The sequence below is a fragment of the Isoptericola sp. GX10416 genome (assembly GCF_056590155.1).
The window spans coordinates 38,870-63,164 of sequence record NZ_JBWPVO010000012.1 but is presented as its reverse complement, the minus strand read 5'-3'; the positions used below and the strand labels follow the sequence as shown (position 1 = coordinate 63,164).

Genomic DNA, 24,295 nt, shown 5'->3' with positions numbered 1-24,295 from the left:
GCGTAGAGTGACGCCGTCCGTGCTCTGCTGGGTGCGGGCACGCTCGGGGGAGTGACGAAGAAGCGGGTTGCGACGTGACCGACGTCTACGTGGGTTCGGACGGATCAGCTCCCAGCGATGGCGAGCTGATCCTTGAGGTGCGCAGCGGCAGTCTCGACGCCTATGGCGCCCTCTACGAGCGGCACGCCTCTGCGGCGCGGGTCCTCGCCCGCCAGTACGTCACGACGGTGAGCGACGCGGACGACGTGGTCTCCGAGGCGTTCCACCGCGTGCTGGGGGTCCTGCAGCACGGCGACGGCCCCGACACCCACTTCCGGGCCTACCTCTTCACCGTGGTGCGTCGGCTCGCCGCCGACCTCGCTCGCCGTGCTCAGCGCACGCGCCCGACGGCGGACGACTGGACCTTCGAGGCCGCCCTCGGCCCGTCGGCCTCGCCCGAGGACCCCACGCTGGCCGGGTTCGAGAGCACCATCGTGGCGCGGGCCTACCAGGGGCTGCCGGAACGGTGGCAGGCGGTGCTGTGGTACACCGAGATCGAACAGCTCACGCCCGCCCAGGTGGCGCCGATCCTGGGGCTCACGCCCAACGGGGTCTCCGCCCTCGCCTACCGCGCGCGCGAAGGGCTGCGGGTCGGTTACCTGCAGGAGCACCTCACGGCGGAGCCCGCCGACTCGTGCCGCCAGGTCAACGCGCTGCTCGGCGGGTACGTCCGGGGCAGCCTCGCCCGCCGCGAGATCGCCCAGGTCGACACCCACCTCGACGGCTGCGGCGACTGCCGGACGTTGGTCCTCGAGCTGGGCGACGTGGCGCACGGCATGCGTGGCGTCGTCGCGCCGCTGGTCGTCGGTGTGGCCGGGATGGCAGTGCTGGGGGCGCTGCCGCTGGGTCTCGTCACCGGAGGCGCGGTCGGAGCTGCGGGTGCCGCCGGTGCCGCGGGCACCGCGGGTGGTGTCGGTGCGGGCGTCACGGGATCGGTCGGGGGCGCGACGGCGGGGGCCACCTCGGGCGTCTCGGCCGGGGTCGGTGCCGCTGCCGGCACGACCACCACCGCGGGCGCGGCGACAGGTGGTGCCGCGACCGGAGGTGCCGCGACTGCTGCCACCGCTGGAGCGACCACGGTCACCGCCAGCACGACGACCACTGCCGTCGCCGCGACCACGGCCGGGGTCTCGGGAGCGACCGTGGCGGCCTCCACCGGCGCTGTCGCCGTCGCTGCCGCCGGTGTGGTCAGCGTGCTCGGTGCCATCGGTTCCGAGGAACTCCCGGGGGTCCCGGAGCCGCCGCTGCACTCCGCCGAGAGCCTGCCGTGGCCCTCCGCCGACCCGACGCCGGCACCGAGCGACCCGACGCCGGCACCGAGCGACGACCCGACGGACCCGACGAACATCCCCTTCCTGAAGGACGCCGAGCTGGTCGCGGACGACGTCCACGTCCCGACGCCCGCCGAGGTGGTCGTCGCCGTCGCCGAACCGGACGCCGACCTCGAGCCGCGGGTCACGAACGACCTGGCGCTGCGGGTCACGAACCTCGGCGAGACCGCGGCCGCGGGCTCGCACGTGCTCCTCACGCTCCCCGAGGGCGTCGGGCTCGCGTCGACGTCGACGCCGTCCGGCGCCTCCGCCGGGACCCATCACCCGACGTCCGAGTCGTTGGCCTGCACACCGACGACGAGGCCGCAGGACACCCTCTGCGCTGTGGGCACGCTGGCGCCGGGCGAGGCGCGGACCGTGACCGTCCCTCTCGTCGTGCGGGACGGCGGCTCGTACACCGTCTCCGCGCAGACGTGGGCCGACGGCGTGGACGCCCGCAGCGTCGCGCTCGATCCGGTCCGGGTCGAGTACTTCGGCCCGGAGCTCACCGCGGCGGCCGCCGGCGCGACCTCCGTCGCCAACCCTGGCCTGGCAGAGATCCCCTTCACCGTGCGGAACAGCGGCGACCAGCCGGTCGACGCCGGATGGACGGCGAAGGTCCGCGTCCCTGCCGGGCTCGTCCCGCACGGCGTCGGTGGAGGACTCGACTGCACCGCCCGCGACGGTTCGGCCGACGACGGCGCCTCGGTGTGGCTGTGCACGGGGGCCGGGCTCGCTCCCGGAGAGTCCGTCTCGGGCAGCGCCGCCGTGGTCGCCGACGGTACCACCGCGCAGGGCAGCTACGACGTCACGGTGGTCCCCGCGCTGGATGGCGTCCCGACGGTCCGCTCCGTCGCCGTCGTCACGGCGCCCCGCGGGTGGCAGGGTGCCAACGCCGGGGTGTCGTCGATGCAGGCGTCGTGCCGCGCCACCGGCGGGCTGGCCACGGCGGACGCCGTCGTCACCGGCACCTACACCAACCTCACCGGCCGCACGATCTCCGCCACGCTCGAGGCCGCCGGCACGAAGGTCTCGACCCCCTCGACGCTGGCCCCGGGCGAGTCGACGACACTCACGGCACCCGACGGGCTGCGCGTCCCCGCCGGCGCCGGCACCTGGACGGTGTCGACGGTGGTCGGCGGCACCACGTACAGCCGGACGGTCACGGCCGGGACCCACGGCTCCGCCGAGTGCTACGACCCGAGCTGGGACGTGCAGACAGCGGCCACCGTGCTCAACGACGGCGGGAAGGTCCGCATCGAGGGCACGATCACCAACCGGACGGGCGAACCGATGCAGGCGTCGCTGACGGCCGCCGGCGGGACCACCGACGCCGTGCGTCTCGGCGCGGGGGAGTCGGTCGACCTCGGGCGCACGACCGGTGGCGGCGATCTCGCCGCCGGCACCGCCACGTTCAACCTGTACCGATGGGTGACCGACTCCGACGGCGACCAGCCGACCTCCGGCGTCGTGCCGGCCGTCGCCCCGACCGCCGCCTACGACGGAGCGCGGATCGCCCCCGCCGCGGGCCGGGCCGAGGCGGCGGAGGCCTGCACCTACGACGCCGCGAGCGAGACGTCGGCGCGCACCTTCACCATCCCGGTCGACAACACCGGCTCGACCCTGCCGGTGGTCTTCAGGGCCCGGGCCGGCGGGAGCACCGACGAGGTCCGCCTCGCCGCCGGGGCGAAGGGCACCCTCGAGCTGAGCGTCCCCTGGGGCACGGCGTCCGGCACCGTGCTCGCCGACGGCGTCGAGCTGCGGGGGATCGACGTCGGCTTCGACAGCTGTGCCGAGGCGCCCGGATGGCCGGCCGCCGTCGACGTCTCCGCCGCCGCGCAGTGCGACGCGGGAACCGCGCAGGTCGTCGTGGAGGTCGCCGGCGACGACCACCGGGCCTGGGCGGCGACGCTGCTGCGCCGCGGGGAGGGTGTCGAGACGCGGGACCTCGCGGCACGCGGATCCACCCGGTTCGTGATCGACGACGGTTCGTGGCGCACCGGCTCAGGGAGCGTGACCGTCCGCCTCGCACGCACCATCGAGGGGCGCGAGTTCACCGCCGAGCGGGAGGCGTCGCACGATTCCGCCCGGTGCGTCGTCCGTGAACCCCGGGCCCGCCTCGACGAGGGTGACGTCCAGATGGACCTGCACGGCGATCACGCCACGTCGTGGCGGAAGGTCGGTGTGCTTCTCGACAACAGCCGATCGACCGTGCGCACGACCTTCCGCGTCGAGGGCCCGCACGGCCACGCCCAGAAGATCGTCGTGGCGGCCGGCGAGACCGGTGCGGTCGAGAGCCGACGCGTCGACGGCCGTCAGGGCGGGACGTGGACGGTGACCGCCGGCGACTGGTCGACGAAGCTCGAGGTCGAGACGTTCACTGCGGCAGAGGCCGGGTGGTGTGCCGAACGGATCGCCTGGGGAGCGAAGTACGCCAGCGGCGACGTGCGGTCGTGGAACGGCCACGCCTACCGCTACCTGGACTGGGACGGCGCACCGCCCGCCGGCGAGCACGGTCACGGCAAGGGCCGTGATCGTGGCAAGGGTCACGACCACGGCAAGCGCTGGTACGAGTCCGAGCAGTGGGACGGCGTGTGGATGGGCCAGTGGAAGCAGTGGGAGAAGACGGGCCTCTGCGAGTACCGCTGACGCGGGACGGCCGTCGCTCACGCCACGCGGTCGCTCACACCACGCCGTAGAGCCGGTCCCCGGCGTCGCCGAGCCCCGGCACGATGTACTTCTTCTCGTTGAGCCGTTCGTCGACGGCGGCGACGACGACCTGCACGTCCACGCGGTCACCGATCGCGTCCTGGAGCACCTGCAACCCCTCCGGCGCGGCGAGCAGGCACACGGCCGTGACGTCGTGGGCGCCGCGCTCGAGCACGTAGTCGATCGCCGCGACCAGGGTGGCGCCGGTGGCGAGCATCGGGTCGAGCAGGAACACCTGGCGGTCGGTGAGGTCGTCGGGCAGCCGGTTGGCGTACGTGACGGCCTCGAACGTCTCCTCGTCCCGCTGCAGACCGAGGAACCCGACCTCGGCGGTCGGGAGCAGGCGGGTCATGCCCTCGAGCATGCCCAGGCCCGCGCGCAGGATCGGGATGACGATCGGGCTGGGATCGCTCAGCTTGACGCCCGTCGTCGTGGTGACCGGGGTGGTGATCTCCTTGGGCACGGTCCGCACGTCACGGGTGGCCTCGTAGGCGAGCAGGGTGACGAGCTCGTCGACCAGCAGCCGGAAGATGGGCGACGGCGTCGACTCGTCCCGCAGGACGCTGAGCTTGTGGGCGACCAGCGGGTGGTCGGTGACGTGCAGGCGCATGGTCACACCGTACCGGGGCACGATGACCGCTCGGCCGTCAGCACGGCGAAGGGCCCGACCGGTCGTGCCGGTCGGGCCCTTCGCCGTTCAGTGCTCAGTCGTGAGCAGGTCAGCTCTGCTGGAGGCGACGGCGCACGACGAACAGTGCGACACCACCACCGACCAGCAGGAGTGCCACGGCGGCGGCGACACCGATGGTCGCACCCGTCACCGCGAGCTCGTCCTCCTGGGCGGCGACCTCCTCGGCGTCCACGGGGACGTCGACGACGGTCTGCGCGGGTGCCTCACGGAGATCGCTGGGCGCGTCGGCGCACTCCTCGGAGGCCGGCGGGTAGTTCACGACCATCGAGTAGTCCGGGTTGACCTCGAACTGGACCTGGACGCCGTCGCGCGTCCACGCGTAGTTGTCGTCGGTCTCGACGTACGAGCCGTCCTCGAGCTGCTCCCAGCCCGGCCACTGCAGCGGCTCCTCGGCGGAGGCGCCCGGCCACAGCAGGCGGCCCTCGAGCGGGAGGTCGGTGGTGACGTGGTCCTCACCGTCCGGGTTGAGGAACGTGACCGTCAGCGGGTTCTCGCCGGCGGCCTCGGAACCCTCGGGCAGGGAGACCTCGTAGACGAGGTACGGCGTCTCGGCGTCGCAGACGGCGCCGATGTCACCCGGGACCAGCTCGCAGGGCTCGTCGGTGAAGGAGCCCTCGGGGAGGGTGTAGATCGCCGTGCCGTCGTTCTGCGCGGTGTACTCGGCGGGGAGCTCCTCGCCGAAGGCGAAGCCCTCGGCCGGGGTGGCGACGATGCCGTCGGCGGTGGTCTCGTAGGTGACCTCGTCCGTGTTCGCGGGGAGGCGGACGTCGTCGTTCTCGGTACCGCACAGGTCCTCGACGGTCGGGAGGTCCGGCGTCACGACCACGGGCTCGAGCTCGACCTCGCAGGGCTCATGGGTGAACGTGAACGTCCAGCTGGTCTCGCTGTCCTCGGTGAGTTCGACGCCCTCGTGCGGCGTCGCGGTGACGGTGACCTCGGTGCGGTCGTCGTTCCACTTCTCGGTGTACGTCGCGTGCTCGCTCTCGGGGAGCACGACGGAGTCCTCGGCGTCGCACTGCTCGACGGACGAGGGGGCGGGCAGGGTGACCTTCTCCTTGGGCTGGTCGCCGCACTCGGGCAGGAACTCGCTCAGGTCGGTGTGACGGTGAGCGATGAGGTCCTGGAAGAGCGGCCCGTGGGGGTACGTGATGTGCACGTAGTCGGCCCAGTCGAAGCCCTGGTGGATCCCGACGATGTCCTGCTGGACGCCCCAGGACTCGCAGACGTCCGCCGGCAGGTCCGCGACGTCGAAGTACTCACCCGGGTACTCCTCGGGCAGCGTCTCCCAGAACTCGGCACCGTCCCGGACGGCGATCCGCGTCTGCTTGCCCGAGTTGTGCCAAGCGGCGGGCTCGTGCGCGCGCAGCTTCGGGTACACGTAGAACGCGGTCTGGATCTCGTTCTCCGGCTCCGGCTGGGGCGACGGCGCGACGCAGGGCTCGGTCGTGCCGGCCTCGTCGAAGTCGTAGACGTCGTTGTCCCACGCGTCGACGTCGACGGTCCACTCGTTGCTCTGCGTGGGGTCCAGCTCGAGGGTCCGGCGGAAGGACTTGCCGAAGGCCTCCTCGATCTCCACCTCACCGTTGACCGTGACCGTGACGGTGTTCACCTTGTCCTCGGACCCGTGGTGGCCGCCACGCTTCTTCCCGTACCACCAGCTGTACTGCGAGCCGTCGGCGTAGGCCCGGAGGTCGACGGTGAGGTTCTGGCAGTCGGCACTGACCTTCGGCGTGTGGGCGGAGGCGGGCATCGCGGTGGCGACGAGCCCTCCCAGTGCGAGCGCGGCGGTGGCGACGCTCGCGAGCATTCTCTTCACGGCTGTGTGATCCCTTCAGCGGGTGGGCGCGAGCGCGAACCGAGGCGCTCAGCGGGCAGGAAACGGGGACGCATGCTATTAGAGCATCATGTCGGTGTCGAGGGGAAGGTCCGACCTCGGGTGAATTGTCCCCCGGCGCAACGACCGGCTCCGCGGACGTGTCGGTAGCCTGACCGCGTGGACCACCCCTCGGCCGACCGGTCAGCCCCGGACGACACCTTCCCGCCGCCCTCCCTCGGTGCCCGCCGCGCCGTCTGGGCGGAGCTCATGGGAGCGGCCCTGGCCGAGGCGGCGCACGCGACGGCCACGGACGACGTGCCGGTGGGCGCCGTCGTCGTCGGCCCGGACGGGCAGGTGCTCGGCATCGGCCGCAACCGCCGCGAGGAGACGGGCGACCCCACGGCGCACGCCGAGGTGCTGGCCCTGCGCGCCGCGGCCGAGCAGCGCGGCGGGTGGCGGCTGGACGGCTGCACCCTGGTCGTGACGCTGGAGCCGTGCGTCATGTGCGCGGGGGCGCTGGTCGCGGCGCGGGTCGACCGCCTGGTGCTCGGCGCGTGGGACCCGAAGGCCGGGGCGACGGGGTCGGTGTGGGACATGGTGCGCGACCAGCGTGCGCTGCACGCGGTCGAGGTCGTGACCGGCGTGCGTGCCCAGGAGTGCGCCGACGTGCTGCGCGCCTTCTTCGATGCCCGCCGAGGGTAGGGACAACCCGACGCCGACCCGTGGGTGCGCCGCATTCCGCACGGGTCGCCGCCTCCGTAGGGTCGGTGGCATGACCAGCACAGAGCCGGCGACCGGCCGCGTCGCACCGGCGCTGACGACCTCCGGGTTCCTGCGCGCCCCGTTCGCCCCGGCGACCTACCACGGCGTCGCGCAGGTCGTCGTCGGCTGGCTCTGGGCCCTGACGGCGGGCCTCCCCGTCATGATCGTCGTCGTCACGGCGGCCGCCCTGGTCCCCGTGCTCGGCCTGGGGCTGCTCGTGCTGCCGCCGGCGCTCGCCCTCGCCCGGGCGTTCGGCGGCGCCGAGCGGGCGCGCCTGGCCGCGCAGACCGGCGCCGTCGTGCCCGCCCCGGCCCGACGGCGGCCCGGCGGCCCGCACTGGGTCACCCGGCTGTGGGCGGCCTCGAGCGACCCGGTCGGCTGGCGGGCGACGGCCTACGCCCTCGTGGCGCTGCTGCTGACCAGCGTGTACCTGGCGTTCGTCGTGGCGCTGGCCGCGGGCGCCGTCGGAGGCGTCGTGCTGGCCGCCCGGTTCCTGCTGGGCGGTGGCGGCACCAGCAGCTGGGCCACGATCGCCGGCGGGCTGCTCCTCGCGCTCGCCGTGGTGGTGGCCGTCTGGTTCGCCGCGTTCTGCGCCCAGGCCGGCACCCTGACGATCGTCCGCCTGGCGCGGGCGCTCCTCGGCCCGTCCGCCGCCGCGGAGGCGCGGGCCGCCCAGGCGGTCGCCGAGTCCGAGGCGCGCGTCGCCGAGTCGGTCGCCGCCGCGGCCGCCGAGCGCGCCGACGTCCTCACCGAGACCCGCGCCGCCGCCCTGGAGGCCGCGGACACCGAACGGCGTCGCATCGAGCGCGACCTGCACGACGGCGCCCAGCAGCGTCTCGTGGCCCTCGGCGTCACGCTGGGCACCGCGCGGCGCGTGGCCGAGCGCGAACCCGCCGCCGCCGTCGACGCGCTGGAGCAGGCCCACGGCGAGGTCAAGGAGACGCTCGCCGAGCTGCGGGACCTGGTGCGCGGCATCCACCCCGCCGTGCTCTCCGACCGCGGTCTCGACGCGGCGCTGTCGGCGCTCGCGGCCCGCAGCCCCGTCCCGGTCCGGGTGGAGGCGTCCGGGCTCGAGGCAGCGGGGACGACGGCGCAGGCAGCCGCCTACTTCGTCGTCGCGGAGGCGTTGACGAACGTCGCCAAGCACGCCGGTGCGTCGGTCGCCCACGTCCGTGCCGCCGTCGTCCCCGAGGGCGCCGCGGGCTCCGGACCGGTGCTGCGCGTCGAGGTGACCGACGACGGCCGCGGCGGTGCCGGGACCGCGCCCGGCGGCGGGCTCGCGGGCCTGCGGGGACGCGTCGCCGCGCTCGACGGAACGTTCGACCTGACCAGCCCGGCCGACGCCGGCACCCGACTGATCGTGGAGCTGCCGTGCGCATCGTGATCGCCGAGGACTCGGTCCTCCTGCTCGACGGTCTCACCCGGCTGCTGCAGGCCGAGGGGCACGAGGTGACCGGCCACCGCACCGCGGAGGAGATGGTCGCTGCCCTCAGCACCCCGGGCGTGACCCTGCCCGACCTGCTCGTCACCGACGTGCGCATGCCGCCGTCGCACACCGACGAAGGGCTGCGCGCGGCGGTGCACCTGCGCAGCCTGCACCCCGACCTGCCGGTGCTGGTGCTCTCGCAGTACGTGGAGCAGCGCTACGCCGCCGAGCTGTTCGCCCGCGGCACCCGCGGCCTGGGCTACGTGCTCAAGGACCGCGTGGCGGACGTCGACGAGTTCCTCGACGCCGTCGCGCGTGTGGAGGGCGGCGGGACCGTCCTCGACCCGGAGGTCGTGTCGCAGGTGCTCGCCCGCTCACGCCACGACCTGGCGGACCTCACCCCACGGGAGCGCGACGTGCTCGCGCTCATGGCCGAGGGTCGCTCGAACACCGCCATCGCCGACCGGCTCGTCGTCGGGCCGGCCGCCGTGGAGAAGCACGTGACCAACATCCTCAGCAAGCTCGGCCTGCCGCCCGACGCCGACGCGCACCGGCGCGTCCTCGCCGTCCTGCGCTGGCTCGACCTGAACGGAGATCTGCGATGACCACACCCACCCCGGACACCACACCCACCCCGGGCACCACATCCTCCCCGGGCTCCTCGCCCGCCCCGGGACCCGCGACCGACGGGCGCCGCGGGACGGCCGGGCGCGTGCTGCTCGCCGTCGGCCTCGGCCTCGGCGTCCTCGTGGTCGCCTGGGCGGCGCTGCTCCTGGTCGACCGGGCCGTGTCCTCGACGGAGACCACCCGCGAGGACTACGACGCCTCGGCGGACCTGGGTCTCGTGGCCGACGGCGACGTCGAGGTCCGGGCCGACGACGCGATCACCGGGATCGAGGTGGAGGTCGTCGCCCACCGTGGTCTGGTCTCCCCGCGGTACGGGGTCGAGCAGGTGGGCGACCGGCTGGTGCTGACGCACGAGTGCCCCTCGTGGGCCTGGTTCTCCTGGGTGTGCTCCGGCGAGCTGCGCGCCGTCGTCCCGACGGGGACGGCGGTGGACGCGCGGACCTCGAACGGGGACGTGGAGGCGTCGGGCTTCGACGGGGCCGAGCTGCGCTCGGAGAACGGCGACGTCGTCGCGCAGGCGATCGGTGGCGACGTGCTGGCGACGTCGAGCAACGGTGACCTGGTCCTTGCCGACGTGGGCGGGGACGTGGAGGCGCGGACCTCGAACGGTGACGTGGAGGCGTCCCGCGTCGAGGGGCGGGTGACGGCGCGGTCGAGCAACGGTGACGTCGCGGCCTCCGACGTCGGCGCGGGAGTGCTCGCCCGCACGAGCAACGGGTCGGTCGACGTGTCCACCGTCGGCGGGGAGGTCGAGGCCCAGTCCTCGAACGGCAGGGTCGAGGTGGCGGGTGCAGCCGGAGACGTGCTGGCCCGGACGAGCAACGGCTCGGCGACGGTGGTCGGCGACGGTGAGCCGGTGAACCTGGTCATCGATACGTCGAACGGCAGCGAGACGATCGAGGGCCCGACGGACCCGGCGGCGCAGCGCACCGTGGAGGTCCGCAGCTCGAACGGGGACGTGGCCTACCTCGCTCCCTGAGCCCGACCGGAGCTCAGAGGGTCGCAGTGCGCAGGTCGTAGACCTCCCGCAGCGCGTGCCGGGCCGCATGCCAGCCGGCCATGCCGTGCACCCCGGGGCCCGGCGGCACGGACGCCGAGCACAGGTAGACCCCGCCGGCCTGCCGGTACGGGTTGGGATGGGCGGTCGGCCGGGCGATCATCCGCCACAGGGTGACGCGCCCGCCCGCGATGTCGCCGTCGGTCAGGTTCGCGTTGTGCTCGGCCAGCCGGGAGGCCGGGGTGCACCGCGAGGCGACGACGACGTCCCGCACGCCGGGCGCGAAGCGCTCGATCTGGTCCAGCACGTCGTCCGTCACGTCGCGGGTGGAACCGGCGGGCACGTGCGCGTACGCCCACAGGGGGCGCAGGCCGCCCTTCGCACGGGAGGGGTCGACGACGGTCGGGTCGCTGACGAGGCACATCGGCCGCTCGGCGTGGTCGCCCGCCGCGACGGCTGCCTCGGCCCGCGCCATCTCCGCGCGGGTGCCGCCCACGTGCACGGTGCCGGCCAGGCCGACGTCCGGCTCGGCCCACGGCACCGGGCCGGACAGCACCAGGTCGACCTTCGCGGCGGCGTCGCCGCGCGCGACCCCCGTCAGTCCTTGGCGTCGTGACGGCGGCAGGTCGTCGCCCAGCACGTCCAGCAGGGTGCCGGGCGAGGTGTCGAACAGGTAGGTCGCGGCGTGCGGCAGGTCGGCGCGTGACCGCACCGGATGGTCGGTCACCACGGTGCCGCCCCGGGACTCCAGCTCGGCCTGCAACGCCGCCGTGATCGCGCCCGACCCGCCGCGCGGGATCGGCCAGCCGTGCCCCACGTGGGCGAGCGTGCCCAGCAGCAGCGCCGTCCCGGCCGCCCCCGTCGACGGCAGCGGGGCGATGGCGTGGGCGGCGACCCCGGTCAGGAGCGCCGCCGCCTCCTCGGTGCGGAACCGCCGCCCCCACAGCCCGGTGCCCTGCTCGGCCACCGCCAGGCCGAAGCGGGCGGCCGTGACCGCTGCTCCGCCGTCGGACAGGCCCGGAGGCCAGGAGCGCTTGTCGCACAGCGCGAGCCCGACGACCGCCTGCCAGTGCTCGGCGAACGGGCCGAGCAGCGAGCGCCACGCGTCGCCGTCGGCCCCGAGGCGCTCGACGGTGCGCTCCAGGTCGCGGTAGGCGATCCCGGCGCGGCCGCCGGGCAACGGCTGGGCGTAGGACACGTCAGGGGTCAGCAGCTCGACGCCGTGGGTCGCCAGGTCGAACGCGCGCAGCACGGGCGAGGCCCACGCCATGGGGTGGACGGCGGAGCAGACGTCGTGCACGATCCCGTCGGCCAGGCCGAGGTCGAGGGTACGGGCGCCCCCGCCCGCCGTGGGCTGTTCCTCCAGGACGACGACCTCGAGGCCGGCGCGCGCGAGCGTGACCGCGGCCGTGAGCCCGTTCGGCCCCGATCCCACCACGACGGCGTCCAGCATGCTTCGCAGCCTACGGCGGGCTCTCGAGCGCCGCGCGGACGGCACCCGACACCTCGGGGGCGAGCGTCCGGGCGAACGTCGCCGTCAGGTGCCCGTGGTCGAAGTACGCGGTGACGCCGCCGATCACCGGGTGGCAGATCTCGTCGCACATGAGGTGGTCGACGCTGGTCACCGACACCAGGCCGGTGGTGTCGGCGCTCGCGGCCGCGGCGAGTGGGTCTGGCTCGAGCGCGGTCGCGGGCGGGGCGCCGCAGGCGTCGGGGTCGTAGGCGAGCTGGACGAGGCACTCGGGCACGTTGCGCGGCATCACCGGGGTGTCGCGCAGCACCAGCACCGGGATGCCGGCGTCGGTGAACGCCGCGAGCGTCTCGCGGTAGGCGTCCTCGGCGGCGGCCACCTGGTCCTCCTCGGCGACGCCGGCCAGCGGCTGGTGGGTGCGGTCGGACAGGACCACCAGGTCGTAGCCGCCGGTCACGACGCTCTCGACGGCCCACCGGTTCGTGGCCTGGCACGCCTGCGTCACGCCCTCGCCCGGGAGCTCGATCGGCGCGTCGACGGTGTAGCAGACGGACTGCAGGTACGTGTCCAGCTGCCAGCCGTCCGTGGCGATCGCGTCCTCGAGCGCCGGGACCCAGTGCCCGGCGTGCGAGTTGCCCACCAGGGCGAGCCGCGCCGTCGGCTCCCCGGTGCCGTCCCCGTAGGTGCACACGTTCCGAGTGGTGAAGGGCGAGTCGTTCCAGCAGCCGTCGGCGTACACCACCGGCTTGTCCTGCGCGGCGGCGGTCGGCGGCAGCACGAGGCCCGGGTCCTCGCAGGTTTCGTCGCGGACCACCTGCGCCCCGAGGCACGGCCCGGCCTGCGCGACGGCGGCGCGCGCGTCGACGACGGCGTCCCGCTCGGCGGCGCTCGCCCACTCCCGGACGCCGACGGCGGTGCCTCCGACGACGGCGACGCACAGCCCGAGCATCGCGAAGGTCGCCCCGAGACGGCGGGTGAGCAGGGGGTGGAACCGCAGCCGGTCCTCGACGTACCGCTGGGAGAACCACGCCAGCAGGAGGGTCACCCCGAGGATCGCGAGCAGGTCGACGTCGCTGAGGTCGCGACTCAGGGCGAACGGTGCGATGACGATCAGCGGCCAGTGCCACAGGTACACCGAGTAGGACGTGTCGCCCAGCCACTGGACGGGCCGCCGGCGCAGGGCGGCACCCGGGCCGGCGCGGAGCCGGTCGGCGTCAGCGGCGATCACCAGCAGCGCCCCGACGGTCGGCAGCAGGGCCGCGTACCCGGGGAACGCGGTCTCGGCGTCGAACGTCAGCACGGTGACGGCGATCATGGCCAGGCCGGTCCAGGCGGCCACGGCGCGCAGGGCGGACGCGGCGGGCGGCGTACCGGGCTCCGCACCCATTTGCCCCTCCGGGGCGGGCGCGTGGACGGCCCGCAGGGCGAGCAGGGCGGCGAGCAGCCCGCCGAGCGCCAGCTCCCAGAACCGTGTGGTGGACACGAAGTACGCGGCGGCGGGCTCCGCCCACGTCATCCACACCGACCAGCCGAGCGAGGCCACCAGGACCGCACCGGTCAGCGCGACCGCCAGTGCCGCCGTCGTGCGCTCCGGGTCGCGATGCCGGCGCCGCGCCCGCAGGCCGGCCCAGGCGACCGCCGCGAGGAGCAGCGGCCACACCAGGTAGAACTGCTCCTCGATGGACAGCGACCAGTAGTGCTGCACGGGGGAGTGGAGCTGGTCGGCGGCGAGGTAGTCCGTCTCCGACCTCGCCAGGGCCCAGTTCTCCAGGTACAGCGCCGAGGCGAGCACCTCCCGCCCGACCTGCACCAGCGTGGTGGTGGGCAGCCAGGCGGCCGCGGCGACGATCGTGACGAGCAGCACGAGGCTGGCGGCCGGGATGAGGCGGCGCACCCGCCGGGCCCAGAAGCCGAGCAGGTCGCGGCCGTCACGGATCGGGCGGCGCAGCAGGTGGCTCGTGATGAGGAATCCGGACACCACGAAGAACACGTCCACGCCGACGTACCCGCCCGTGACCGCGGCGGGCCACAGGTGGAAGCCGAGAACCGCGGCGACCGCGAGGGCGCGCAGGCCCTGGATGTCGGTCCGCGCGGTGGACGGTGCTGGCACGCGTCAGAGCATCTCACCCAGGGCGACGAGGGTCTCGCTCACGCCGGCGTCCACCTTGACCGTGGCGAGCGGGTCGCCGCGGGTCTCGCCGCGGTTCACGATGACGACCCGCTGCCCCGCCTGGGCGGCCCGGCGCACGAACCGCAGCCCGCTCATCACGGTGAGGCTGGTGCCCGCGACCAGCAGGGCGTCCGCGGAGTCGACCAGCGCGTAGGCGTCGTCGACTCGGGCGCGCGGCACGTTCTCGCCGAAGTAGACGATCTCCGGCTTGAGCACGCCGCCGCAGAACTCGCAGTCCGCCGGGCGGAAGTGGGAGGTCTTGGCGATGACGGCGTCCGCGTCCGGGGCGATCTCGATGTCCGCGACGGTGGTGCCGCCGTCGAGCACGGACTCGACGAAGCCCGGGTTGAGCGCGTCGAGGCGTTCGGCCAGGTGGGAGCGCGAGATGGTGCGGCCGCACTGCAGGCAGATCACGCGGTCGTAGCGTCCGTGCAGGTCGATGACGGTGCGCGAGCCGGCGTCCTCGTGGAGCAGGTCGACGTTCTGGGTGATGACGCCCCGCACGATGCCGCGCTGCTCCAGGTCGGCGAGCACCCGGTGGCCAGCGTTGGGGTGCGTGCGGCGGACGTGCTGCCAGCCGACGTGGTTGCGGGCCCAGTAGTGGCGGCGGAAGTCGGGGTCGCCGGTGAACTGCTGGAACGTCATCGGGTTGCGGGGTGGCGAGTCGGGGCTGCGGTAGTCGGGGATGCCCGAGTCCGTGGAGATCCCGGCGCCGGTCAGGGCGGTGACGGTGCGGCCCTCGAGCAGGCGGGCGGCGTCGTCCACCGTGCCGTGGTGGATCACGGCGTCGGGGGGCAGCTCCCAGCGGCGTTGCTGGTAGGTGGGGGCGAGCGGCCGGGGGGCGGGTTGCACTGTTCGAGCGTACGACGGCGGCGCGGTGCGCGAGCGGGGCCGACCCTTGACGCCGGGACGAGGATGCGGCTACCTTGTCGGAAACCGGTTTCCCGCACGTTCGACGCTGAGCGATGCGCATCTCGACGAGGAGATCCATGACACCGACAGGCAGCAGGTTCCGTGCGTCGTGGGCGGTGGTCGCGGCAGCGGCCCTCACCTTCGGCCCGGCGGTCGCGGCGGTCGCCGCCGGCCCCGAGACGGCGTTCAGCGCCGACGACCTCACCGCCGGGGAGTACACGAGCGACGTCGTCGCCGGTGACTTCACCGTCAAGGCCGCCGAGGGCAAGGACGTCGACGTCGACGGCAGCAGCCGTACCTCCGACCGCGGCGACGAGTACACCCAGCGGCTCAAGCTCAACGGATCCGGCACGGCCGACCACCGGTCGCTGCGGTTCACGGTGGACGAGGCGACCGAGGTCCTCGTCCACGCCCGTTCCGGCAGCGGCAGCAGCGACCGTGAGCTCGCGCTCTTCGACGAGTCGTGGACCGTCGTCGACGCCGCCCCCGCCCTCGCCGACGACTCCGGCGTGCCCGTCGCCACCGAGGTCCTCGAGGTGCCGGCCGCGGGGACCTACTGGCTCTCCTCGCCGTCCTCGGGCGTCAACGTCTACTACGCCCAGCTCGGCATGGACGACGACGTCGCCCGCGCGCCCTGGGCGGACGTCGCGGCACCGGTGGTCGACGGCGTCACGCCCGACCCGCAGGACCCGGCCCGGCTCGCCGTCGCCTACAGCGGGTTGGTCGGCACCGACGGCGGCGACATCGCCCACGCCCTGCTGTACGACGCGGCCGGCGAGATCGTGGACCGCGACTTCACCGCGGCGCAGGGGACGTCCGGCACCGTCTCCCTGACCCCACCGGCCTCCGGCACCTACGAGGTCGAGGTGCGGCTGACCCGCTCCGGCGAGGCCGACCCGCTGGTCTCCGAGCGGGCGACCACCGGCGAGTTCTCGCTACCGCTCGTCGGCCCCGAGATCACCGGCGCGCTCACCACGGCGGTCTCCGGCGGTCAGGGCACCGTCGCCGTCGAGTGGGGAGCCACGCCCGAGGCCACGACCTACGCCGTGCAGACCAGCACCGACGGCACCGGCTTCACCACCGCCGTCGACGGCGTGACCGGCACGAGCGCGGAGATCGCCGGGCTGACCGTCGGCCAGACCTACCAGGTGCGCGTCGTCGCGCAGCGCGGCACGGACGAGGCCGCCGGTGCGCCCTTCGAGGTGACCGTGGCGGACTCGGTCGAGCGCTGGCAGTCGGCAGACGTCGGATCGAACGCCGGCTCCGGCGGCGAGATCGTCGAGAACGCCGACGGGACCATCACCTTCGACGCCCGCGCGAGCTCCACCAAGCTCGCCACGTCCGAGGACGGGTTCCAGTACTACTTCACGAGGATCGACCCGGCCACCGAGAACTTCACGCTGACCGCCACGTTCCACGTGGACGACTCGGCGGCGAAGGACAACCAGTCCGGGTTCGGCGTCGTGGCGGTCGACGACCTGGTCGCCGAGTCCTCGCCGCACCGCTACTTCAACTCGGCGGGCGCGCTGCTCACGCGGTTCGGCGACGGCACCGAGAACGTGGTCAACGGCATGCCGGGCGCCCGGTTCGTGCACGGCTACACCGGCGCCACCGACGACAACACCGCCGGGTCGCGTGACCAGAGCGACTCGGTCGTGTTCGACCCGGACTACCGGCCGGAGATCGCCACCGGGCCGAAGTTCGGCGACGGCGACGTCTACGAGCTGACGCTGCGCAGGTCCAACACCGGGTTCCACGCGATCTGGCAGGGTGCCGGTGCGGACGGCGAGGACATCGAGGTCATCCAGTACGACCCCGAGATGCTGCTCCAGCAGGACCCCGAGGCGCTCTACGTCGGCATGGCCGTGGCACGCAAGATCCAGGTCACGGTCACCGACTGGGAGCTCACGACGATCCACCCGGACGACGACGAGCCCGCGCAGGAGCGACCGATCGAGTACGTGCCGGCCGACCTGCAGGTCGACGTCACCTCCACCACGCCCCACGACCAGATCGACGTGCCGCTCGTCTCGACCATGCACGGCGAGGGCCAGATCCTCGACGCCGCCGGTGACGTCGTCGTCGACGGCGTCGAGCTGGCGCCGGGGGAGCGCGAGCTCGTGAGCGTCGACCTCGCGCCGGGGGAGAACGCACTCACCGCGCGGCTGCTGCCCGACGCCGAGCAGCCGCAGCTCGGCGAGTACGAGCGGATCGAGTCGACCGACCCGGTCGACGTCCCCCTGACGGTCACGGTCGACTCGTACGGCGAGCCGGGCGAGTCGATCTGGGTGGCGCCCGACGGCTCGGCCGACGGTGCGGGCACGCAGGCCGACCCGCTCGACCTGCACACGGCCGTCGGCTTCGCCCAGCCCGGGCAGCAGATCGTGCTGGCGGGTGGCACCTACACGCCGCAGCGCGCGGTCGTGGCCGAGCGCGGCCGGGACGGTACCGAGGACGCGCCGATCACGATCCTGTCGGAGCCGGGCACCCGCGCGGTGCTCGACCTGTCGGAGTCGCCCGACGGCGGCCTCGTGATCCGCGGCGACTGGTGGCATGTGCACGACCTCGAGATCACGGGTTCGGCGGACAAGCAGAAGCCGATGCTCGTCGAGGGGCACCACAACGTGGTCGAGCGTGTCGAGTCGCACCACAACCGGGACACCGGCATCCAGATCTCGGGCCGGTCCGCGGAGCCGCCGTCGATGTGGCCGTCGCACAACCTGGTGGTCTCCTCGGTGTCGCACAACAATGCCGACGACGGCGGCAACGACGCCGACGGGTTCGCGGCCAAGCTCACCGTCGGCGAGGGCAACGTGTTCCGGTACAACATCGCCCACCACAACATCGACGACGGCTGGGACCTGTTCGCCAAGTCCACCACCGGCCCGATCGGCACCGTGGTGGTCGAGGACTCGGTGGCGTACAGCAACGGGTGGCTCGAGGCGGACCCGACGCGGACGGGCGAGGGCAACGGGTTCAAGCTCGGCGGTGAGTCCATGCCGGGCGACCACCTGCTGCGCAACGCGGTCGCCTTCGACAACCTCGCCACGGGCGTGACGTCCAACTCCGGTCCGGACATCCGGCTCGACCGCGTCACCTCCGTCGACAACGAGCGGGGCGTCCGGCTCGAGACGAACGCGAGCGAGACGGCGTACGAGGCTGCCGGGGTGCTGTCGTGGCGGGCCGCGGCGTCGGACGTGCTGGGCCTCGCCCAGGACGACACGTCGCTGCTGACCGACCCGTCCAACTACTTCGACGGCACGACGGCGGACGCCTCCGACGGGCGGCCGGCCGAGGTCGGCGAGGACTGGTTCGTCACGACCGACTCCGCGGCCACGGTGCCGCAGATCGCGGCGGACGGCTCGATCGAGATGAACGGGCTGTACGAGCTCACGGACGTGGCGCCGTCGGACACCGGGGCGCGCCTCGTGGCGAACCCGGGACCCACCGAGATCGAGCTGCTGCCGGAGGTCACCACGCCGCTGGAGAACACGGTGGCGCCCTCGATCGTGGGTGACGCGGTCAAGGGTTCGCGCCTGACGGCCGACCCGGGCCGGTGGTCCGCGGACGCGGAGTTCTCGTACCGCTGGCTGCGCGACGGCGAGCCGATCGGCCGCAAGGGCACGAAGCAGGACTACCGGGTCAAGAAGGCCGACGTGGGGCACGAGCTGAGCGTCGAGGTCACGGCAGTCCCCGCGGGCGGCGGCGAACCTGCTGTCGCGACGTCGGAGCCGGTGACGGTCGACGAGCGGCACGGGGGCGGTCACGGCGGCTGGCTCGGCGACGTCGTCGACAGTCTGATCGACTGGCTGAAGCGCCTGTTCGGGATCGGCTGACGCCCAGCCCTTGCCCCCGAATTACCGACGTCGGTAATTCGTCTCGAGGTCGGTAGTGCGAACTACCGATCTGGGCACGGACTACCGACGTCGGCAGTTCGAGCGCCGCGGTGGCCTGCTCGCCGGTTTCGCCCTAGCGTGGAAAGGGCGGGGCCGGCGAGCCCGGGGGACCGGTCGCACCTCGCGCGACTGGTCCAGCCACGGGCCGACCCGTTCATCGACGGAGGGGCGACATGGCAACCTGCGACATGTGCGGCAACGAGTACGCACACACCTTCACGATCACCAAGGCCGACGGCGCGAGCGGGGTCTACGACTCGTTCGAGTGCGCCATCCACGCGATGGCACCGCGGTGCGCCCACTGCGGGTGCGCGGTGCTGGGGCACGGCGTCGACGTGGACGACGAGACGTTCTGCTGCAGCCACTGCGCCCGGGTCAGCACCGGGGCCGAGCTGACCGACAGCGTCGGCGCCTGACGGCGTCGCGCGTCGGCCCGCTCGCCGCTCTGCGGTGAGGCTCATCCCTCCGTGCGGAGGCTCGCGTCGAAGTGGCGCAGGGCGCGCGTCGGGTCGACGGGCTGTCCGGGCACGGTGGCGGTGCGCACGTGCCGCATCAGCCGCTCGGCGAGCGCCCGGAGCGGGACGTTCGAGTCGTTGGAGCGACGGCGCAGCAGGGCGAAGGCCTCGTCGTCGTCCACGCCGAGCGCGAGGCTCACGAGCAGCTTGGCCCGCTCGATGTCGCGGCGGCTCTGGGCGGCGGCGCGGATCGAGAAGTTCGCCTCCTCGGACGCGAAGCGCTTGATGCTGCCGGTGAGGTCCAGCACGTAGCCGACGAGGTCGACGAGGTCGCCGTGGTCGTCGGTCCGGCCGCGGCCGACGATCGACACCACGTGGTTCTTGCCGTGGGCGTCGATGATGCGTTGCACCGAGGCGAACGGGGCGCCGGTGCGGCGTGCGTCCTCGAGCACGTGGCGTACCTGCTCACGGTCGGCGGGGTGCTTGTGGGCGAGGACCATCGCCGTGGTCGGGACCACCTCGCCGGGCTCGAACCCGTGGATCCGGTAGGTCTCGTCGGACCACCACCACTCCTGGGTGGTGAGGTCGACGCGGTAGGTGCCGGTCGGTGTGCAGTCACCCAGGGCAAGGACGTTCTCGAGCGGCTGGTGCTCGGTGCTACCCGGTGAAGGGTTCATCGCGCTCTCCTCTGTCCGTTGGTCCGTCGCTGGGTCTCAGCGGTGGGTCGTTACCGCGACGTTATCCCCGCCGGAGCGGACCTGCCGTCCGAGCGGTCGTCCCGTGCCCGGCTCTCACAAAGTCATCACGAAGGAGGCTCTTGCGGCTCGGGCCCTGGTGCTGCGGCCGACGCCTCGCTATTGTGCAGGGAACCGAACAAACCGGGTTCGGTCGCATCCCGAGGAAGCAGCGAGGCTCCCCGATGAAACAGCGCACGTCCGTCCTGACCACCCTCACCGCCACCGTCGCCGCCGCCGGACTCACCGCAGCGGCACTCGCCGCGCCCGCAGCCGCGGCGAAGCCCGCCCCCGCACCACCCGACGCGAGCTCCACCCACGACGCCGACGGCGTCAACGGCTACACGACGCTCGGCTACTTCCCTGCCTGGGGCACCGGGGACACCCACGACTACGAGGTCGCCGACCTCGTGAAGACCGGCGCCGTCGCCGACCTCACCCACCTCACCTACGCCTTCGGCAACGTCACCAGCGACCTGGTGTGCGACATCAGCGACGACGTCGTCCCGGACGACGGCGTCGACCCAGGCCAGCCGGAGGGCGACCCCGAGAACGACTATCTGCGGATCGTCGGCGCCGAGGACGCCGTCGACGGTGTCGCCGACGTCGAGGGGCAGGCGCTCGCCGGGAACTTCAACCAGCTCCGCAAGCTCAAGGAGCTCTACCCCGACCTGAAGATCATGGTCTCGCTCGGCGGCTGGACCTGGTCGGACAACTTCTCCGAGGCCGCGTCGACGGCGGAGAGCCGCGCGCGGCTCGTCGAGTCCTGCCTCGACGTGTACCTCGACGGCAACCTGCCTGTCGTCGGCGACCAGGGCGGCGAGGGTGTCGCCGCCGGCATCTTCGACGGGTTCGACATCGACTGGGAGTGGCCGGCCGCGACCGGCGAGCACCCCTCGCCGAACCCCGAGGCCGACCGCGAGAACTTCCTCGCCCTCATGGAGCTGTTCCGCGCCGAGCTCGACGAGCGCTCCGCCGCCGACGGCGAGGACTACCTGCTGACCGGGTTCGCACCGGCCGGCTGGGCCCCGCGCACCGACGGCGGCTGGGTGGACCCGCGACTCGCCGCCGTCGTCGACTTCCTCAACATCCAGGGCTACGACTACCACGGCACCTGGGTCGCCGACCGGACCGGGCACCAGGGGAACCTGCACCCGTACTCCTGGCCGGACGCGCCGGACCAGGACGCGAACTGGGGTCTCGCGGCCGACAGCCTGCTCGGCGCCTACCGAGCGGCCGGCTACCGGGACGAGCAGATCGTGCTCGGCCTCGCCGCCTACGGCCAGGGCTGGGAAGGGGTCGACGACCCGACACCAGGTGCCCAGGCCGCCGGGGCGCTCGGCGTGAAGAACTACTCCGAGCTGCGCACCGTCGGCGAGGAGAACTACGACGAGGAGGCCGTCGCCGCCTACCGGTGGGACGGCGACCAGTGGTGGAGCCTCGACACGCCGCGGTCCGTCACCGCCAAGGCCGAGTGGCTCGCGGAGAACGGGTTCGGCGGCGCCTACTTCTGGGACATCGCCGGCGACTACCGCAACGAGCTCGGCGGCGCGCTCGCCGACACCTTCCGGGCTGCGGCACCGGGACCGCTCGTCGTCGGTGACGGGGCCGCGCCCTGGTACGCCTCCGGGGTGTACACCTCCGGCGACGTGGTGTCGCACGACGGCGTCGAGTACGAGGCGAAGTGGTGGACGCGCGGCAAGATGCCGGGCGCTGCCGCCAAGGCGTCGAAGGGCCCGTGGGTGGAGGTCGGCGTGCACGGCGACCACCCCGTGGCCGCCGAAGAGTGCGGGGAGGCGTTCGACCCGGCTGCGACATACGCGTCCGGCGACGTGGTCTCGCGCGCTGGTGTGAACCACGCCGCGCTGTGGTGGACCCGCGGCGAGGTGCCCGGCACGTCGGTCACCGGCGCGTGGGACGCGGGAGCGCCCTGCGTCTGAGGCTGCACCGCCCCACCCGCGCCGCGAAGTAGTACCTCCCGTGCTGGTGAAGTGCCCCGCGGATACTCCACCACCGCCGGGCGTACTACTTCGCGGCACGGGTGACGGTGACCGACGTCGCAGGGTCGCAGATTTCGCAGATCTGTCCGCGTTCGGTATCCTCGGTGGGCCGGTTCGTCCGGCGAGGTAGCGTGTCCGAGCGGCCGAAGGTGCAGCACTCGAAATGCTGTGTGGTTCATAGCCACCGTGGGTTCAAATCCCACCGCTACCGCCACCCGAAGGGCCCCACCCGCAAGATTCTGCGGCTGTGGGGCCCTTCGTCGTTCCCCGTACTCCGTTTTCACTCCGTTTTGCTCGCAGGCCACGTTGACGGAGGGGCGGGACGCGCCCCCGGGAACGTGTCGAGCAGTCAGAGCTGCGCCGAAGCTTCGTCGTAGAAGGCGAAGAGCTCCGAGAGAGGTACCGGACGGCGCGAGACCTCGTCCAGATTGCGACCTTCCTCGCTGAAGGGCGGCGGATAAGCACTGATCCCCTGGTCGGGTGCAAGGGCCTCGACGTCGCGCTGCCACGTGCTCCAACGGAGGTCGGCGAACGTCTCGCCCATCGATCCGCTGATCACCGCCTCCACAAAGGCGGAGTGTCCACCGCCGAGCCCGTCCCATTGCAACGTGTCCGGACCGAAGTAGCAGACCTGCCCGGGCGCCACGCCCAGTCCGCCGCCATCGATCGCGAAGCGGCCGCCCAGTGCGTCGTACCCCACCACCATGTACGAGGGCGGCGCGGGGCTCGTGCCGGGAGTCAACTGGTTGGCCGTTGCGAGGTCCGGCAGACCTTCTCCACCGCCACCTAGTAGGCGGAACCACCCGTGGTCGGCGATGATCGCGCCACAGTTGAGGGCGAGGGCACCGAGAGTCGACCTGGCTGTGACCTGAAGTGATTCCAGCGTGCGCAGGCCCTGGGCGCTTGAGATACGCAGAGTCCGTGTGCCAGGTGTGGCGCTGACGAGCTCGAGGATCCTGGGCCACGCAGGGTCGTCGACGTCGGCGAGCTGAGCACCGCTCAGGAGAGTCATGACGCCAGTATCGATCCTGGTCAGCAGCGCAACGGAACTTGACGCACGCAGCGTGAGTCATGGGGCACCACCCTTCGTTCCTGTCGCCTGGGTGATCAGTTGGTCGATGACGACGCGCAGATCCGGAGCGACGTGGGTGCGCTTCACGTAGTGCCGCACCGTAGTGCCCTCGTCGGCGTGCCCAAGCAGTGCGGTCGCGTTGGCGATGGTGGTCGAGTTGGCGACCTGGGTGGCGACGGTGCGGCGGAAGTCGTGCGGTGTGACCTTGGTGCCGATGGCGGCTTGCGCGTCGCGGAGCTGGTCGCGGATCCGGCTCGGCGAGCGTGGAGTGGCGCTGGTTGACGGGAACACGAGGTCGTCCGGTCCGCCGTCGAGCCCGAGGTCCAATGCCTCGGTGATGGCCGCGGCGACGAAGTCCGGCAGGGTGATCGTCCGGCGCGACGAGTCCGACTTGGGTTTGGACTGCCGCAGCAGCCGGCCCTCGACCCGGACGATGGTGCCCGTCACGGTAAGCGTCGGGATCAGGGCTTCGAGGTCGAGGTCCGCCTCCCGCAGCGCCAGGCACTCGCCGATCCGCAGGCCAGTGCCGAGCATCGTGTCCACGATCTGCGGCAGCAGCGTGATGTTCCGGCGACCGCGGGGGAGCGCGGGACGGTCCTCCCACTCCCGGACGGCCTTGCGCAGCAGGGCGATGTCCTCCAGCCCGAGCGCACGGACCTCGGCACGTCGCGGCTTGCGCACCGTCACGGCGTCACGCACAGGGTTGAACGGTGCCGCCCCGTACCGGACGCACATCATCATGACCTGCGACAGCACGTTGCGGGCCTGCCGGGCGGTGTTGAACTTCCGCGCCGCGCTCAGCGCCATGAGCACGCGGTTCACCGCGACCGGAGTCACCTCGCGCACCCGCAGCGCGCCGAACGCCGGGCGTAGGTCCCGCTCCAGCACGCCGAGGTACGTCGCGAGCGATTGCGGCGTGATCTGCCCCTCGACCCGCTTCTCTGACACCCACTGGTCGAAGACGACGGTCATCCGGGACTCCGGCGTGATCGCGGCGCCACCGCTGGTCGTGCCGTCCGTGCTCGCACGGTGCAGCTTGTCCTCCAGGCGACGCTGCGCGGCGGCACCGGACGGCCCACGGGACTCGTACTTGTGCAGCACGCCCGTGAAGTCGCGGTAAAGCGCCTGCGCCCGCCAGACGCCGGGGGAGACCTCACGGCGGCGAATCTGCCCCCAGCGTCCGGGCTCGATGGGCTTGCGAGGCATCG

Annotated in this window: 16 protein-coding genes and 1 tRNA gene; 9 read left to right on the top strand and 8 right to left on the bottom strand. The window is 73.1% G+C overall.

The genetic code is table 11. The features are described 5' to 3' along the window. Positions 1-74: 74 nt before the first annotated feature. A complete protein-coding gene (locus ACWAT2_RS15930) occupies positions 75-3,998 on the top strand; it encodes a sigma-70 family RNA polymerase sigma factor (protein WP_402377022.1) in 3,924 nt (1,307 codons plus the stop codon). Positions 3,999-4,032: 34 nt separating this feature from the next. On the opposite strand, the gene upp is transcribed toward ACWAT2_RS15930, so the two are convergent. Both upp and ACWAT2_RS15920 read right to left on the bottom strand, forming a co-directional pair. Further along, complete coding sequence (upp, locus tag ACWAT2_RS15925; protein WP_402377019.1) at positions 4,033-4,668, bottom strand: uracil phosphoribosyltransferase; 636 nt, start codon at positions 4,666-4,668, stop codon at positions 4,033-4,035. Between the two features lie 109 nt (positions 4,669-4,777). Continuing rightward, on the bottom strand, positions 4,778-6,565 hold the full coding sequence (locus ACWAT2_RS15920; protein WP_402377016.1) for a hypothetical protein: 1,788 nt from the start codon (positions 6,563-6,565) through the stop codon (positions 4,778-4,780). 267 nt (positions 6,566-6,832) lie between these two features. On the opposite strand from ACWAT2_RS15920, the gene ACWAT2_RS15915 reads away from it, so the two are divergent. The 4 genes from ACWAT2_RS15915 to ACWAT2_RS15900 all read left to right on the top strand — a co-directional run bounded on the left by ACWAT2_RS15915 (position 6,833) and on the right by ACWAT2_RS15900 (position 10,359). Further along, positions 6,833-7,267 (top strand): nucleoside deaminase, encoded by a 435-nt coding sequence (locus ACWAT2_RS15915; RefSeq protein ID WP_402377135.1) that lies wholly within the window; start codon positions 6,833-6,835, stop codon positions 7,265-7,267. Between the two features lie 70 nt (positions 7,268-7,337). Continuing rightward, positions 7,338-8,711, top strand: coding sequence for a sensor histidine kinase (locus ACWAT2_RS15910; RefSeq protein WP_402377013.1), 1,374 nt, complete (start codon positions 7,338-7,340; stop codon positions 8,709-8,711). Beyond that, a complete protein-coding gene (locus ACWAT2_RS15905) occupies positions 8,699-9,358 on the top strand; it encodes a LuxR C-terminal-related transcriptional regulator (RefSeq protein ID WP_402377011.1) in 660 nt (219 codons plus the stop codon). The genes ACWAT2_RS15910 and ACWAT2_RS15905 overlap by 13 nt, the downstream gene beginning before the upstream one ends. Continuing rightward, the gene (locus ACWAT2_RS15900; RefSeq protein WP_402377009.1) at positions 9,355-10,359 is read left to right on the top strand and encodes a DUF4097 family beta strand repeat-containing protein; all 1,005 of its coding nucleotides are present in this window, start codon (positions 9,355-9,357) and stop codon (positions 10,357-10,359) included. Before ACWAT2_RS15905 ends, ACWAT2_RS15900 begins: the two co-directional genes overlap by 4 nt. A 13-nt stretch (positions 10,360-10,372) precedes the next feature. On the opposite strand, the gene ACWAT2_RS15895 is transcribed toward ACWAT2_RS15900, so the two are convergent. From ACWAT2_RS15895 to ACWAT2_RS15885, 3 genes are read right to left on the bottom strand one after another with little or no spacing between them, the layout of a single operon-like run. Beyond that, complete coding sequence (locus tag ACWAT2_RS15895) at positions 10,373-11,830, bottom strand: phytoene desaturase family protein (RefSeq protein ID WP_402377006.1); 1,458 nt, start codon at positions 11,828-11,830, stop codon at positions 10,373-10,375. Positions 11,831-11,840: 10 nt separating this feature from the next. After that, the gene (locus tag ACWAT2_RS15890; protein ID WP_402377004.1) at positions 11,841-13,958 is read right to left on the bottom strand and encodes an acyltransferase family protein; all 2,118 of its coding nucleotides are present in this window, start codon (positions 13,956-13,958) and stop codon (positions 11,841-11,843) included. Positions 13,959-13,961: 3 nt separating this feature from the next. Then, positions 13,962-14,870 carry a Sir2 family NAD-dependent protein deacetylase gene (locus ACWAT2_RS15885; protein ID WP_402377002.1) on the bottom strand — a complete coding sequence of 303 codons (909 nt, stop codon included), beginning with the start codon at positions 14,868-14,870 and terminating at the stop codon, positions 13,962-13,964. A gap of 137 nt (positions 14,871-15,007) precedes the next feature. Between ACWAT2_RS15885 and ACWAT2_RS15880 the strand changes: the two genes are divergently transcribed. Continuing rightward, positions 15,008-18,766, top strand: a complete 3,759-nt coding sequence (locus ACWAT2_RS15880; RefSeq protein ID WP_402376999.1) for a hypothetical protein — start codon at positions 15,008-15,010, stop codon at positions 18,764-18,766. A 233-nt stretch (positions 18,767-18,999) separates the two neighbouring features. After that, positions 19,000-19,242, top strand: a complete 243-nt coding sequence (locus ACWAT2_RS15875) for a hypothetical protein (RefSeq protein ID WP_402376996.1) — start codon at positions 19,000-19,002, stop codon at positions 19,240-19,242. A gap of 41 nt (positions 19,243-19,283) precedes the next feature. On the opposite strand, the gene ACWAT2_RS15870 is transcribed toward ACWAT2_RS15875, so the two are convergent. Then, positions 19,284-19,958, bottom strand: a complete 675-nt coding sequence (locus tag ACWAT2_RS15870; RefSeq protein WP_402376993.1) for a PAS and ANTAR domain-containing protein — start codon at positions 19,956-19,958, stop codon at positions 19,284-19,286. Between the two features lie 242 nt (positions 19,959-20,200). Between ACWAT2_RS15870 and ACWAT2_RS15865 the strand changes: the two genes are divergently transcribed. After that, entirely contained in the window at positions 20,201-21,955 is a 1,755-nt protein-coding gene (locus ACWAT2_RS15865) for a glycosyl hydrolase family 18 protein (protein WP_402376991.1), read from the top strand. A 185-nt stretch (positions 21,956-22,140) separates the two neighbouring features. Beyond that, a tRNA-Ser gene (locus ACWAT2_RS15860) sits at positions 22,141-22,229 on the top strand. 135 nt (positions 22,230-22,364) lie between these two features. On the opposite strand, the gene ACWAT2_RS15855 is transcribed toward ACWAT2_RS15860, so the two are convergent. Further along, complete coding sequence (locus tag ACWAT2_RS15855) at positions 22,365-23,027, bottom strand: DUF2625 family protein (protein WP_402376988.1); 663 nt, start codon at positions 23,025-23,027, stop codon at positions 22,365-22,367. Positions 23,028-23,084: 57 nt separating this feature from the next. After that, positions 23,085-24,293: a tyrosine-type recombinase/integrase gene (locus tag ACWAT2_RS15850; RefSeq protein WP_402376985.1), complete on the bottom strand. Its 1,209-nt coding sequence runs from the start codon at positions 24,291-24,293 to the stop codon at positions 23,085-23,087. Positions 24,294-24,295 lie beyond the last annotated feature (2 nt).